This is a genomic window from Pseudoxanthomonas suwonensis 11-1, from assembly GCF_000185965.1.
Lineage (GTDB): Bacteria > Pseudomonadota > Gammaproteobacteria > Xanthomonadales > Xanthomonadaceae > Pseudoxanthomonas > Pseudoxanthomonas suwonensis_A.
Window position 1 is genome coordinate 2,672,758 of sequence record NC_014924.1, and the last position, 12,888, is coordinate 2,685,645.

Here is a 12,888-nt window from a genome sequence, read left to right on the forward strand (position 1 = left end):
GGGCCCGGCCGCGACCCCATGTATGGATCCGCCGTCCGCTGGCCCCGGGACAAGCCAGTGGAGATACCCGGCCGGCTACAGCCGGGGCCCTTGCGCGCACCGGGGCCGGCCACGGCTGGCCGCCGATCACCGCGCCCGCGGCCCGCCACGGCCCCGGTGCTGGCAGAATGTCGGGTTTCCGCACCCTTCCCCGGCATTCCGATGCGTCTTTCCCGCTTCCACCTGCATACCACCAAGGAAACCCCGGCCGACGCCGAGCTGGTCAGCCACAAGCTGATGCTGCGCGCCGGCATGATCCGCAAGCTCGCGGCCGGCCTGTACACCTGGACCCCGCTGGGCCTGCGCGTGCTGCGCAAGGTCGAGGCGGTCGTGCGCGAGGAAATGAACCGCGCCGGCGCGGTCGAGCTGCAGCTGCCGACCATCCAGCCGCGCGAGCTGTGGGAGGAAACCGGACGCTGGGGGAAGTTCGGCGGCCAGCTGCTGAAGATCAAGGACCGCAAGGAAGCCGAATACTGCTTCAGCCCGACCGCCGAGGAGGCGATCACCGATTTCGCCCGCCAGGAACTGAGCAGCTACAAGCAGCTGCCGGTGAACTTCTACCAGATCCACACCAAGTTCCGCGACGAGATCCGCCCGCGCTTCGGCGTGATGCGCGCGCGCGAGTTCCTGATGAAGGACGCCTATTCCTTCCACGTTTCCGACGAGGACCTGGCGCGCGAATACGAGAACATGAAGGCCGCCTACATCCGCGTGTTCGGCCGCCTGGGCCTGGAGTTCCGCGCGGTGCAGGCCGATTCCGGCGCCATCGGCGGCGACGCCTCGCAGGAATTCCACGTGCTGGCCGATTCGGGCGAGGACGCGCTGGCCTTCTCCACCGCCTCCGATTACGCGGCCAACGTGGAAACCGCGCAGGCCGCCGCGCCGGGCCCGCGCCCGGCTGCGACCGAGGAAATGCGCAAGGTGGAAACCCCGGTGCAGAAAACCTGCGAGGACGTGGCCGCGCTGCTGGGAATCCCGCTGCAGCGCACGGTCAAGTCGGTCGCGGTATTCGGCGAGCAGGGTTTTGTCCTGGCCCTGGTCCGCGGCGACCATTCGGTAAACGAAATCAAGCTCGCCAAGGTTGACGGAATCGGTGAATACCGCCCGGCGACCGAGGCGGAAATCCTCGAGCACCTCGGCAGCGAGCCGGGTTTCCTCGGCCCGGTGAGCCCGAAGAAGGCCATCCGCCTGGTTGCCGACCGAGAGGTCGCGGCGATGGCCGATTTCGTCGTTGGCGCCAACGAGGCCGGTTTCCACCTGGCCGGCGTGAACTGGGGCCGCGACCTGGCCGAGGCCGACGTGGTCGCCGACATCCGCAACGTGGTTGCCGGCGACCGCGCCGCGGACGGTGGCGAGATCCGCCTGGCCCGCGGCATCGAGGTGGGCCACGTGTTCCAGCTCGGCCGCAAGTATTCGCAGGCCATGGGTTTCACCGTGCTGGACGAGAACGGCAAGGCCGTGGTCCCGGCGATGGGCTGCTATGGCATTGGCGTTTCCCGCATCGTCGCCGCGGCGATCGAGCAGAACCACGACGAGGCCGGCATCGTCTGGCCGGTGCCGATGGCGCCGTGGACCGTGGCGGTATGCGTGATCAACCCGAAGAAGGACGCGCAGGTCGACGAGGCGGCCGAATCGCTGCTGGTCGAGCTACAGGCCGCCGGCATCGACGCGGTGCTGGACGACCGCGGCCTGCGTCCGGGCCCGATGTTCGCGGACATGGAGCTGATCGGCATCCCGCACCGGGTGGTGGTTTCGGCGCGTGGGCTGGAGGCCGGCACCTACGAATACCGCGCCCGCAGCGGTGGCGAAGCCGAGGCGCTGGACCGTGCGCAGCTGCTGGAACGCCTGCGCCAGGCCTGATTCCACGCGCCGGCCTGCGGCCGGTTTGCACCACCGCAGGCCAATATGCAGCGGCCCGATTATCCCGATGGATAATCGGGCCGTTTGCATTATTGACACGGCATTCATTGCCCCCGGTATTTTCCTGCATTAAGCTGCGCGGGATTGCATTGCCTACGGACGGGCTATTTCCCTCGATTGAACGGAGAACCTGATGTCGATCGACCTGAATAACCTTTCCCCGCGGGAACTGGGTTCCCTCATCGCCACCGCCAGGAAGCGCCAGGCCCAGCTTTCCAAGCGCGCGCCCATCACCAAGGTCCGCGCCAAGCTGACCAAGCTGGCCAAGGCCGAGGGCTACACCATCGAGGAGCTGTTCGGCGGCTCCGGTGCCGGCACCCGTGCCAGCGCCGCCGCGCCCGCCCGCGCCCGCAAGCTGGGCAAGGTCGCGCCGAAGTACCGCAACCCGGAAAACCCGAAGGAAACCTGGACCGGCCGTGGCAAGCAGCCGCGCTGGCTGGCGGCCTATACCGCCCAGGGCCGCGACCTGGGCGAGTTCCTGATTCCCGGTGTCGCCGCGCCGACGCCCGCCAAGGCCGCCAAGGGCGCGCGCAAGCGGGTGGTCAAGAAGTCCCGCGGCAAGTAATCCGCTGCAAACGGAAACGCCGGCCCCCGCCGGCGTTTCCATTCGGGTTCCCGCCACCGCGTATCCGCGGCGGCTCAGAGATTCTTGCGCGCCGGCAGCAGCAGGTTGCCGAACAGCAGGCCCGCGACCAGGGCCACGACGATATTGATCACCAGCAGCATGGCGCTCTGCCCGGCGTCCACGTCCTGCTGCTGGACCATGGTCAGCAGCCCGCGCAGGCTGGCGCTGCCGGGCACCAGCATGATGATGCCGGGCAGGCGGATCAGTGCACCGGGCCGCTGCAGCCAGCGGCCGAACCCGTTGCCGGCCGCGGTCAGCACCAGCGCCGAGAGGAAGATCCCGACCGGGCTGCCCCAGGCGTGGCCGGCGTAGCGCGAGATCAGGTAGCCGGTGATCGCCGCCCCCATCACCCACGGGTAATCGCGGGCGCTGGCCTTGAACAGCACCGCGAAGGCGAACGAGGCCACCACCATCGACAGCCACTCCACCGCTTCCGGCTGCGGCCGCAGCGCGCGCGCCTGTGGCTCCAGCCCGACCACGTCCAGCAGGGTCACCGCCACCACCGCGCCCACGGTCAGCTTCAGCACCGTGGTCAGGGCGCCGGCGAAGCGCACCGTGCCCGAGACCCAGTGCTGGCTGGACAGCTCGTTCATGGCGTTGGTGATCGCCATACCGGGGAGCAGCGCGACCAGCGAGGCGATGACCACGGTATTGATGTTCAGCGGCGCCACCAGGGCCGCGACCAGGCTGACCACCGCGCCGGCGGCCAAGGCCGAGACCGCCTCGCTGGCATCCTTGAGTGCCGGGCGGCGGCCGCTGTACTGGTCGAGCAGGCCGATGAGCACGCCGGTGACGGCGGCCACCGCGATATCCAGCCACGGCAGCCGCCACAGGCCGGCCACGCCGGCCGCGGCCAGGCCGAAGCCGATCACCTGCATCACGCTCGCCAGCATCGAGGGCGGCCGGTCCAGCACGCGCAGGGCGGTATGGCCCTGGGCGATGGTCAGCTGGCCGTTGGCCACCGCCTCGGCCACGCGGTCGGCCTCGCACAGCTTGTGCAGGTCGTTCTCGCCCGGCGAGAGCCGGATCACCCGGGTGGTGTCGGTGCTGCCCAGCGGCTTGCCCGGGTCGCTGAAGCTGAGGATCAGGCCGGTCGGGTTCGACCAGGCCTCGCATTCCAGGTCCAGCCGCTGCGACAGCGCGGTGATCGCCGCCTCCAGGCGCTGCGCGGTGGTGCCATAGCGGTGCAGGCGCACCGCCATTTCCGCGACGAAGGCGATGCGCTGGGGGTAGCTGGCCTGCGGCCGCGAAGGTGCACTGGACATGCGCCTAGTATCGCCCGGCGGTCGGCGCAGCAGTCACCCGCTTGCCTGTATGCTGCGGCCGGCATGGACCCGACCCCCACGACTCCCCCAGGCTGGACGCAGGCACCCGAGGCCGGGCAGGTCCGCCTGCAAGGCGACTGGATCCTCGACCACGCGCTGGAGATGGCCGCGCGGCTGCGCGAGATCCCCGGGGACGTGGCTTCCGTGGACGCCAGCGGGGTCGGCAGGATCGACTCGGCCGGGATGATGCAGCTGGCGCGCTTCGCCCGCCGGCGGGAGCTTGCCGACGACGCGCTGCATTTCAGCGAAAGCCACCTGCCGCTGGTCCAGCTGATCGAGGACGTGCCCGACGACCGCCCCCGGCGCAAGCGCGACTACGGCTTTGCCGCCGCGCTCGAGCGCCTGGGCCGGGCAACCCATACGGTCGGCCGCAACATCGTCGAGCTGCTGGGCTTCACCGGCGAGAACCTGGTCAAGCTGCTGCGCCTGCTGCGCCAGCCGCGCCGCTTCCGCCTGACCGCCACAGTCTCGCACATGGAACAGGTGGGCCTGGACGCGCTGCCGCTGGTGGCCCTGCTGTCCTACCTGGTCGGCGCGGTGATCGCGTTCCTCGGCTCGACCATCCTGGCCGACTTCGGTGCCGAGATCTTCGTGGTCGAGCTGGTGTCGATCGCCTTCCTGCGCGAGTTCGCGGTGCTGCTGACCGCGATCGTGCTGGCCGGCCGCACCGCCTCGGCCTTCACCGCGCAGATCGGCTCGATGAAGGCGCGCGAGGAGATCGACGCCATCCGCACCCTGGGCCTGGACCCGATCGAGCTGCTGGTGATCCCACGCCTGGTCGCCCTGCTGGTGATGCTGCCGCTGCTGACCTTCGTGGCGATGATGGCCGGCCTGGCCGGCGGCGTGACCGTCGGCGCGTTCGACCTGGAGATCCCGCCCCAGATGTACCTGGCCCGGATGGAGGAGACCATGCAGGTCCGCCATTTCCTGGTCGGCATGTCCAAGGCGCCGGTGTTCGCGATGGTCATCGGCCTGATCGGCTGCCTGGAAGGCATGCGGGTCCAGGGCTCGGCCCAGTCGGTCGGCGAGCGCACCACCTCCAGCGTGGTGCAGACGATCTCGCTGGTGATCATCATCGATGCACTGGCGGCACTATGGTTCATGAATATGGGGTGGTGAGGAGCCGGGATTGGTGATTGGTGATTCGTGATTCGTGATTCGTGATTCGTGATTCGTGATTGGTGATTGGTGATTGGTGATTGGTGATTCGATGAATGGTGATTGGTGATTCGTGATTGGTAATTCGCAAAAGCCGGAAGCAGGCAGCCGGGCAACCGGAGGGGATGCCTTTGCTGTTACGAATCACGAATCACGAATCACTAATCCCGAGCCCGCGGACACGGATGGCGGCTCGGCCGCCATCCGTGTCCGCGGGCTGATCAACCGGTTCGGCTCGCAAACCGTCCACGACGGGCTGGACCTGGACGTGCGGCGCGGGGAGATCATCGGCGTGGTCGGCGGGTCGGGTACCGGCAAGTCGGTGCTGATGCGGACCATCCTCGGGCTGCAGCGGCCGACCGATGGCGGGATCGAGGTGCTGGGCGCGGATGCGCGTTCGGACGATCAGCGCCAGCGCCAGTTCATCCAGCGCAGCACCGGGGTGCTGTTCCAGGACGGCGCGCTGTTCTCATCGCTGACCGTGGGCGAGAACGTGGAGGTGCCGCTACGCGAGCACCATCCGGAACTTCCGGACACCTGGCGCCGCGAGCTGGCGCTGCTCAAGGTCAAGCTGGCCGGCCTGCCGGCGGACGCGGCGTCCAAGCTGCCGTCTCAGCTGTCCGGCGGCATGCGCAAGCGCGCCGGCCTGGCCCGGGCGCTGGCGCTGGATCCGCCGCTGCTGTTCCTGGACGAACCCACGGCCGGCCTGGACCCGATCGGTGCGGCCGCGTTCGACAACCTCCTGCGCACCCTGCAGCAGGCCCTGGGCCTGACCGTGTTCCTCATCACCCACGACCTGGACACCCTGTACGCTATCTGCGACCGCGTGGCGGTACTGGCCGACCGCAGGGTCGTGGTCAACGCACCGCTGGCGGAGGTCGAGCACTTCGACCACCCCTGGGTCCAGGAGTACTTCCACGGCCCGCGCGCCCGCGCCGCGCGCAACGACGGCGCCCCGCGCCAGGAGTCGGACTGAGATGGAAACCCGCGCCAACTACGTGTTGATCGGCGCCTTCACCATCGTGGTGTCGGTGGCCCTGCTGCTGTTCGGCCTGTGGGCGGCCAAGTACTCGTCCGAGCGCAGCTGGCAGCGCTACATGATCGTGTTCGACGAGGCGGTCACCGGCCTGTCGGCGGGCAGCACCGTGCAGTACAACGGCATCAGCATCGGCTCGATCGACAAGCTGTCGCTGGACCCGCAGGACCCGCGCCGGGTGGTGGCGATCATCCGCGCCGACGCCAGCGTGCCGGTCAAGACCGATACCCGCGCCAAGCTGGCCATCACCAGCCTCACCGGCCCGGCCATCATCCAGCTCTCCGGCGGCTCGCCGGGCGCGCCGCTGCTGACCGCGGTGGATACCCGCGACACCCCGCAGATCCAGACCGCGCCGTCGGCCCTGCAGAACATCGCCGACACCGCCAACCGCATCGTCGAGCGCCTGGACCAGGTGCTCAGCGACCAGAACGTGGCCCACATCGGCCGCACCCTGGAGAACATCGAGCAGATCAGCGCCAGCCTCGCGGCCAAGGACGAGGGCATGCAGGACCTGCTGGCCACCGCGCGCGACGCCGCGCGCAGCCTCGACGTCACCCTGCAGAACACCAACGCCACCGTGCAGCGCGTCGACCAGAACCTGGTGCAGGAACTGCCGGCGCTGATCAGCCGCCTGGATTCGACCCTGGCGCGGCTGGACTCGGCCGCCGGCAATGCCGACGCGATCCTTGGCGAGAACCGCGCGGCGATCAACAGTTTCGCCAACGACGGCCTGGCCCAGCTCGGCCCGACCCTGACCGAGCTGCGCGGGCTGATCCGCGACCTGCGCCAGATCAGCGACCGCCTCGAGAACAACCCGGCGCGCTTCCTGCTCGGCCGCGACGGAGCCAAGGAGTTCGAACCCAAATGACGTCCCTCCCCGCCCACTGGCCGGCCCGCGCCGCGCGCGCCGCCGCCCTCCTCGTCCTGGCCGTGGCCATCGCCGGCTGCTCGCTGGGCGGCAAGCGCCGCGACGCGGTCACCATCTACGCGCCGGAGGCCATTGCCGTGGCCGACCCGTCCTGGCCGACGGTGGACTGGCAGCTGGCCATCGCCCGTCCGTCCGCGCCACGCCTGCTGGACTCGCCGCGGATCGGCGTCCGGCCGGTGCCGGGCGAGCTCCAGGTATACAAGGGGGCGGTCTGGGCCCAGACCCCGGCGGACATGCTCGAGGCCTCGGTGCTGCGCGTGCTGGAGGACTCCGGGAAGATCGAGGCGGTTGGCCGCCAGGCCGCCGGCCTGCGCGCCCACTATCGCCTGACCATGGATATCCGCCGCTTCGAGGCCGACTACCGCGGCGGCGACATGCCCGTCGCCAGCCTCGAGGTGGTGGCCAAGCTGGTCCACAACATCGACCAGCGGGTGGTCGCCAGCCACAGCTTCGCCCGCACCCTGCCGGCCTCTTCCACCGGGATCGCCAGCGTTGCCGCCGCGTTCGACCAGGCCCTGGCCGAGGTCAGCGGCGAGATCGCCGGCTGGACCCTGGCCGAGGGCCAGGCCGACACCGCACAGCGCCACGCGCGCTGACGGCTAGGTGCCGGGACGCGGGGCGATCTGGCGGAAGGTCAGGTTGATCCGCGGGCCCACCGGCCGCGCGGTACGCGGCAGGGCGTGTTTCCAGTAGCGCTGGGTGGTCCCGCCCATCAGCAGCAGGCTGCCCGGCTCCAGCCCAAGCGCCAGCTTCCGGCCTGGATCGTCGCGCCGGCGCAGGACGAAGCGGCGCACCGCGCCCAGGCTCAGCGAGGCGATCAGCGGCTCCGGCCCCAGTTCCGGCTCGTCATCGCTGTGCCAGCCCATGGCGTCGCGGCCGTCGCGGTAGAGGTTGGCCAGCACGCTGTTGAACGGCTGTTCCAGCTCGTCCCGCAGGCGGGTACGCAGTGCCTCCAGCCCAGGCGGCCAGGAGTGCGGCACGAAGCGGCTGCCCGAATAGCGGTAGACCGCGTCCGGGTCGCCGATCCAGCAGCTGAGCCGGGGGGAATCGACCTCGCGCCCGAACAGGCGGATCCGGTGGACCTCCCACGGCAACCCCGCCAGCAGGTCCTGCAGCAGCCGCTCCGCGGCGCCCGGCGGCAGCCAGCCGCGGGCCAGTTCGACCCGCGCACCGGGCAGGTCCAGGCGTTCCCATTCCATGGCCGCCACGCTAGCAGGGCCGGCGCCGCCGGGGCGTGGCGGGAGGCCGTGATTTGCCCCTCACGGCCTGAAACCCGAGAATGCCCGGCCAGCCTGACCGCCAGCGGAGCCGTTGATGTCGGAAACCACAGCCTCCATGCCCACGCCCGAAGTCGAGCGCGACGTGATGGAGTACGACGTCGTCACCGTCGGCGCAGGCCCCGCCGGCCTGGCCTTCGCCATCCGCCTCAAGCAGCTCAACCCGGAGCTGTCGGTCTGCGTGATCGAGAAGGCCAGCACCGTCGGCGCGCACATCCTGTCCGGTGCGGTGATCGAGCCGGGCCCGCTGGATGCCCTGCTGCCGGGCTGGCGCGATAACCCGCCGCCAGTGTGCGTGCCGGCCACCGAGGACGAGTTCTGGCTGCTGACGAAGGATGGCGGCACGAAGCTGCCGGTCGTCCCGCCGGGCATGCGCAACCACGGCAACTTCATCGTCAGCCTCGGCGCGATGTGCGCCTGGCTGGCGCCGCAGGCCGAGGCCCTGGGCGTGGAGATCTACGCCGGCTTCGCCGCCGCCGAGACCCTGCATGCCGAGGACGGCACCGTGCTGGGCGTGCGCATCGGCGACATGGGCGTGGCCAAGGACGGATCGCACAAGCCCGGCTACACCCCGGGCATCGATATCCGCGCCAGGGTCACGGTGCTGGCCGAGGGCGCGCGCGGTCACCTGACCAAGCGCCTGGTCAAGCGCTTCGGCCTGGATGCGGACAGCGACCCGCAGAGCTACTCGATCGGCATCAAGGAGCTGTGGCAGCTGCCGGAAGGCCGCACCAGCCCCGGCAGGATCGTGCACAGCTTCGGCTGGCCGGCGGACAACAACACCTACGGCGGCAGCTTCCTGTACCACCTGGAGAACAACCAGGTGGCGATCGGCTATGTCAGCGGCCTGGACTACAAGGATCCGGAATACAGGCCGTGGGAGGCCTTCCAGCAGTGGAAGAACCACCCGCACGTCAAGCCGCTGCTGGAAGGCGGCAGCATCCTGTCGGCGGGCGCCCGCGCCATCGTCACCGGCGGCTACCAGGCCCTGCCGAAGGTGGAAATGCCCGGCGCGCTGCTGATCGGCGACACCGCCGGCCTGCTCAACGTGCCCAAGGTCAAGGGCACCCACCAGGCAATCCGCAGCGGCATGCTCGCCGCCGAACACCTGGCCGCCAGCAACCTGGACCCGGTCGGCTTCGACGCCAGGCTGCGCGCCTCCGAGGCGGTGGCCGAGCTGAGGAAGGTCCGCAACATCAAGCCCGCCTTCAAGAAGGGCCTGTGGCTGGGCATGGCCAACGCGGCCTGGGAGACCGTCACCGGCGGCGCCTCGCCGTGGACGCTCAAGGGCTCGCCGGACTGGTGCACGCTGGACAGGCTGGGCGAGCACGAGCAGCCGAAGCGCGACTACGTCGAGCGCACCCTGCCCCCGCGCGACCGCCTGCAGGGCGTGTACTACGCGGCCACCGAGCACGACGAGGACCAGCCGGTGCACCTGAAGGTGGCCGACACCTCGATCTGCGTGGAGCGCTGCACGGTCGAATACGGCAATCCCTGCACCCGCTTCTGCCCGGCCGGGGTGTACGAGATGGTGGAAGACGTCACGCCTGATGGAAGCAAGGGTCGCCGCCTGCAGATCAATGCCGCCAACTGCGTGCACTGCAAGACCTGCGACATCAAGGATCCGTACGAGATCATCACCTGGGTCACGCCCGAGGGCGGTTCCGGTCCCAATTACCAGAACCTGTAGGCACCAGAACGAAGAAGGCCGGCGGATCCGCCGGCCTTCTTCGTTATCCGCCGCATGCGTCTCAGGCGAGGATCGGAACGCCGGTCTTTTCGCGCAGCTCGTCGATGCCCACGCCCGGTGCGGCCTCGACCAGCTCCAGGCCTCCGGCGGTGACGTCGAACACGCCCAGGTCGGTGATGATGCGGTGGACCACGCCCACGCCGGTCAGCGGCAGGGTGCACTCGGGCAGGATCTTGTGCTCGCCGTTCTTCGCGGTGTGCTCCATCAGCACGACCACGCGCTTGACGCCCGCCACCAGGTCCATGGCCCCGCCCATGCCCTTGACCATCTTGCCCGGCACCATCCAGTTGGCCAGGTCGCCCTTGTCGGTGACCTGCATGGCACCGAGGATGGCCAGGTCGATATGGCCGCCGCGGATCATGGCGAAGGAATCGTGGCTGCCGAAGTAGCTGGCGCCGGCACGCGCGGTCACGGTCTGCTTGCCGGCGTTGATCAGGTCGGCGTCGACCTCGTCCTCGGTCGGGAACGGGCCGATGCCCAGCAGGCCGTTCTCCGACTGCAGCCACACGTCCACCCCCTCGGGGATGTGATTGGCGACCAGGGTTGGCAGGCCGATGCCCAGGTTCACGTAGGCGCCGTCGGTCAGCTCGCGCGCGGCGCGTGCGGCCATCTCGTCACGGGTCCAGGCCATCACTTGTTCTCCTGGCGCACGGTGCGCTGTTCGATCCGCTTCTCCGGCGTGGGGTTGTGCACGATGCGGTCCACGTAGATGCCCGGCAGGTGGACCTGGTCCGGGTCGATCGCGCCGACCTCGACGATCTCCTCGACCTCGGCCACGCAGACCTTGCCGGCCATGGCGCAGGCCGGGTTGAAGTTGCGCGCGGTCTTGCGGAACACCAGGTTGCCGGCGGTATCGGCCTTCCACGCCTTGACCAGGGCCACGTCGGCCACCAGCGCGGTCTCCAGCACGTAATGCTTGCCGCCGAACTCGCGGGTTTCCTTGCCCTCGGCCACCACCGTGCCGTAGCCGGTGGCGGTGTAGAAGGCGGGGATTCCCGCCCCGCCGGCGCGCAGGCGCTCGGCCAGGGTGCCCTGCGGGTTGAACTCCAGCTCCAGCTCGCCGGACAGGAACTGGCGCTCGAACTCCTTGTTCTCGCCCACGTAGGACGAAATCATCTTGCGGATCTGGCGGGTCTCCAGCAGCAGACCCAGGCCGAAGCCGTCCACGCCCGCGTTGTTGGAGATCACGGTCAGGTCCTTCACCCCCGAGTCGCGCAGGGCCGCGATCAGTGCCTCGGGGATGCCGCACAGGCCGAAGCCGCCGACCGCCAGCGTCTGCCCGTCGGCGACCAGGTCGGCCAGCGCGGTGCGCGCGTCGGCCACGACCTTGCCGCGGGATGTCCGGTTGCCCATCTGAGTCCTCGCCAATGCCGGGATGGGCCCATTCTAGTGGGTCCGCCGGGGCTTTCGCCGGCCCCGTTACGGCGCCGCCGACACGCGGCCGGGTAGAATCGGGGCCAGTCCCCACTCAAAGGAATGACCGATGACCCTTCCCGCCTTCAAGGCCTACGACATCCGCGGCCGCGTTCCGGACGAACTGGACGAGGAGCTGGCGCGCCGGATCGGCGTCGCCCTCGCCGACCAGCTGCGCCCGGGCCCGGTGGTGCTGGGCCACGACGTGCGCCTGAGCAGCCCCGGCCTGCAGGCGGCGCTGTCGGCCGGCCTGCGCGGCAAGGGTCGGGAGGTCATCGACATCGGCCTGTGCGGCACCGAGGAGGTCTACTTCCAGGTCGACCACCTCGACGCCGCCGGCGGCGTGATGGTCACCGCCAGCCACAACCCGATGGACTACAACGGCATGAAGCTGGTGCGCGAGAACGCGCGCCCGATCTCGTCGGACACCGGCCTGTTCGCCATCTCCGACGCTGCCGAGGCCGATACCGCCCCGGCCGCCGCGCCGACCGCCGGCGAGACCTCGCGTACCGACAAGACCGCCTACATCGAACACCTGCTGTCCTACGTGGACGTGGCCACGCTCAAGCCGCTGAAGCTGGTGGTCAACGCCGGCAACGGCGGCGCCGGCGCCATCATCGACCTGCTGGCCCCGCACCTGCCGCTGGAGTTCGTGCGCATCAACCACGAGCCGGACGGCAGCTTCCCCAACGGCATCCCGAACCCGCTGCTGCCCGAGAACCGCCAGGCCACCATCGACGCGGTGCGCGAGCACGGTGCCGACTTCGGCATCGCCTGGGACGGCGACTTCGACCGCTGCTTCTTCTTCGACGAGCAGGGCCGCTTCATCGAGGGCTACTACCTGGTCGGCCTGCTGGCCCAGGCGATCCTGGCCAAGCACCCCGGCGGCAAGGTCGTGCACGACCCGCGCCTGGTCTGGAACACCGTCGAGCAGGTGCAGGAAGCCGGCGGCGTGCCGGTGCTGTGCAAGAGCGGCCACGCCTTCATCAAGGAGAAGATGCGCGCCGAGGACTGCGTCTACGGCGGCGAGATGAGCGCGCACCACTACTTCCGCGAGTTCGCCTACGCCGACTCCGGCATGATCCCGTGGCTGCTGATCGCCGGCCTTGTCTCCACCAGCGGCCGCAGCCTGGGCGACCTGGTCGAGGCGCGCGTGCGCAAGTTCCCGTGCAGCGGCGAGATCAACTTCCGCGTGGCCGACGCCAAGGCCGCGGTCGCGCGGGTGATGGACCACTTCGCCGCGCAGTCGCCGGCGCTGGACCACACCGACGGCATCAGCGCCGACTTCGGCGACTGGCGCTTCAACCTGCGCAGCTCCAATACCGAGCCGCTGCTGCGGCTGAACGTGGAGGCGCGCGGCGACGAGGCCCTGCTGAAGGCGCGCACCGAAGAGATCTCGCGCCTGATCTCCGCCTGA

General features: G+C 69.8%; 12 protein-coding genes. 8 read left to right on the plus strand and 4 right to left on the minus strand.

The window, feature by feature from the left end:
* Positions 1 to 201: 201 nt before the first annotated feature.
* Both PSESU_RS12215 and PSESU_RS12220 read left to right on the plus strand, forming a co-directional pair.
* A complete protein-coding gene (locus PSESU_RS12215) occupies positions 202 to 1,899 on the plus strand; it encodes a proline--tRNA ligase (protein WP_013536093.1) in 1,698 nt (565 codons plus the stop codon).
* Positions 1,900 to 2,092: 193 nt separating this feature from the next.
* Positions 2,093 to 2,524: an H-NS family nucleoid-associated regulatory protein gene (locus PSESU_RS12220; protein ID WP_013536094.1), complete on the plus strand. Its 432-nt coding sequence runs from the start codon at positions 2,093 to 2,095 to the stop codon at positions 2,522 to 2,524.
* A 74-nt stretch (positions 2,525 to 2,598) separates the two neighbouring features.
* Here PSESU_RS12220 and PSESU_RS12225 read toward each other — a convergent pair whose 3' ends face one another.
* On the minus strand, positions 2,599 to 3,849 hold the full coding sequence (locus tag PSESU_RS12225; protein WP_013536095.1) for a threonine/serine ThrE exporter family protein: 1,251 nt from the start codon (positions 3,847 to 3,849) through the stop codon (positions 2,599 to 2,601).
* 63 nt (positions 3,850 to 3,912) lie between these two features.
* On the opposite strand from PSESU_RS12225, the gene PSESU_RS12230 reads away from it, so the two are divergent.
* From PSESU_RS12230 to PSESU_RS12245, 4 genes are all read left to right on the plus strand, one after another.
* Entirely contained in the window at positions 3,913 to 5,028 is a 1,116-nt protein-coding gene (locus PSESU_RS12230) for an ABC transporter permease (protein ID WP_013536096.1), read from the plus strand.
* A 196-nt stretch (positions 5,029 to 5,224) separates the two neighbouring features.
* Positions 5,225 to 6,043 (plus strand): ABC transporter ATP-binding protein, encoded by an 819-nt coding sequence (locus PSESU_RS12235; RefSeq protein ID WP_041764939.1) that lies wholly within the window; start codon positions 5,225 to 5,227, stop codon positions 6,041 to 6,043.
* Between the two features lies 1 nt (position 6,044).
* Positions 6,045 to 6,971 carry an MlaD family protein gene (locus PSESU_RS12240; protein WP_013536098.1) on the plus strand — a complete coding sequence of 309 codons (927 nt, stop codon included), beginning with the start codon at positions 6,045 to 6,047 and terminating at the stop codon, positions 6,969 to 6,971.
* Positions 6,968 to 7,627 carry an ABC-type transport auxiliary lipoprotein family protein gene (locus PSESU_RS12245; RefSeq protein WP_013536099.1) on the plus strand — a complete coding sequence of 220 codons (660 nt, stop codon included), beginning with the start codon at positions 6,968 to 6,970 and terminating at the stop codon, positions 7,625 to 7,627. The genes PSESU_RS12240 and PSESU_RS12245 overlap by 4 nt, the downstream gene beginning before the upstream one ends.
* A gap of 3 nt (positions 7,628 to 7,630) precedes the next feature.
* Here the strand turns inward: PSESU_RS12245 and PSESU_RS12250 are convergent, their stop codons facing one another.
* Positions 7,631 to 8,230: an alpha-ketoglutarate-dependent dioxygenase AlkB family protein gene (locus PSESU_RS12250; protein ID WP_013536100.1), complete on the minus strand. Its 600-nt coding sequence runs from the start codon at positions 8,228 to 8,230 to the stop codon at positions 7,631 to 7,633.
* Between the two features lie 115 nt (positions 8,231 to 8,345).
* On the opposite strand from PSESU_RS12250, the gene PSESU_RS12255 reads away from it, so the two are divergent.
* Positions 8,346 to 9,998, plus strand: a complete 1,653-nt coding sequence (locus PSESU_RS12255; protein ID WP_013536101.1) for an electron transfer flavoprotein-ubiquinone oxidoreductase — start codon at positions 8,346 to 8,348, stop codon at positions 9,996 to 9,998.
* Between the two features lie 61 nt (positions 9,999 to 10,059).
* Here PSESU_RS12255 and PSESU_RS12260 read toward each other — a convergent pair whose 3' ends face one another.
* Positions 10,060 to 10,689, minus strand: a complete 630-nt coding sequence (locus PSESU_RS12260) for a CoA transferase subunit B (RefSeq protein ID WP_013536102.1) — start codon at positions 10,687 to 10,689, stop codon at positions 10,060 to 10,062.
* The gene (locus PSESU_RS12265; RefSeq protein ID WP_013536103.1) at positions 10,689 to 11,411 is read right to left on the minus strand and encodes a CoA transferase subunit A; all 723 of its coding nucleotides are present in this window, start codon (positions 11,409 to 11,411) and stop codon (positions 10,689 to 10,691) included. Before PSESU_RS12265 ends, PSESU_RS12260 begins: the two co-directional genes overlap by 1 nt.
* A 130-nt stretch (positions 11,412 to 11,541) precedes the next feature.
* Here PSESU_RS12265 and PSESU_RS12270 point away from each other — a divergent pair, with 130 nt between their 5' ends.
* Complete coding sequence (locus PSESU_RS12270; protein WP_013536104.1) at positions 11,542 to 12,888, plus strand: phosphomannomutase/phosphoglucomutase; 1,347 nt, start codon at positions 11,542 to 11,544, stop codon at positions 12,886 to 12,888.

Excerpts from the sequence above, each read along its gene's own strand:
- PSESU_RS12230 (WP_013536096.1), top strand. The coding sequence starts at position 3,913 with ATGGACCCGACCCCCACGACTCCCCCAGGCTGGACGCAGGCACCCGAG.
- PSESU_RS12265 (WP_013536103.1), bottom strand. The coding sequence starts at position 11,411 with ATGGGCAACCGGACATCCCGCGGCAAGGTCGTGGCCGACGCGCGCACC.
- PSESU_RS12260 (WP_013536102.1), bottom strand. The coding sequence starts at position 10,689 with ATGGCCTGGACCCGTGACGAGATGGCCGCACGCGCCGCGCGCGAGCTG.
- PSESU_RS12270 (WP_013536104.1), top strand. The coding sequence starts at position 11,542 with ATGACCCTTCCCGCCTTCAAGGCCTACGACATCCGCGGCCGCGTTCCG.
- PSESU_RS12245 (WP_013536099.1), top strand. The coding sequence starts at position 6,968 with ATGACGTCCCTCCCCGCCCACTGGCCGGCCCGCGCCGCGCGCGCCGCC.
- PSESU_RS12240 (WP_013536098.1), top strand. The coding sequence starts at position 6,045 with ATGGAAACCCGCGCCAACTACGTGTTGATCGGCGCCTTCACCATCGTG.
- PSESU_RS12255 (WP_013536101.1), top strand. The coding sequence starts at position 8,346 with ATGTCGGAAACCACAGCCTCCATGCCCACGCCCGAAGTCGAGCGCGAC.
- PSESU_RS12215 (WP_013536093.1), top strand. The coding sequence starts at position 202 with ATGCGTCTTTCCCGCTTCCACCTGCATACCACCAAGGAAACCCCGGCC.
- PSESU_RS12250 (WP_013536100.1), bottom strand. The coding sequence starts at position 8,230 with ATGGAATGGGAACGCCTGGACCTGCCCGGTGCGCGGGTCGAACTGGCC.
- PSESU_RS12220 (WP_013536094.1), top strand. The coding sequence starts at position 2,093 with ATGTCGATCGACCTGAATAACCTTTCCCCGCGGGAACTGGGTTCCCTC.
- PSESU_RS12225 (WP_013536095.1), bottom strand. The coding sequence starts at position 3,849 with ATGTCCAGTGCACCTTCGCGGCCGCAGGCCAGCTACCCCCAGCGCATC.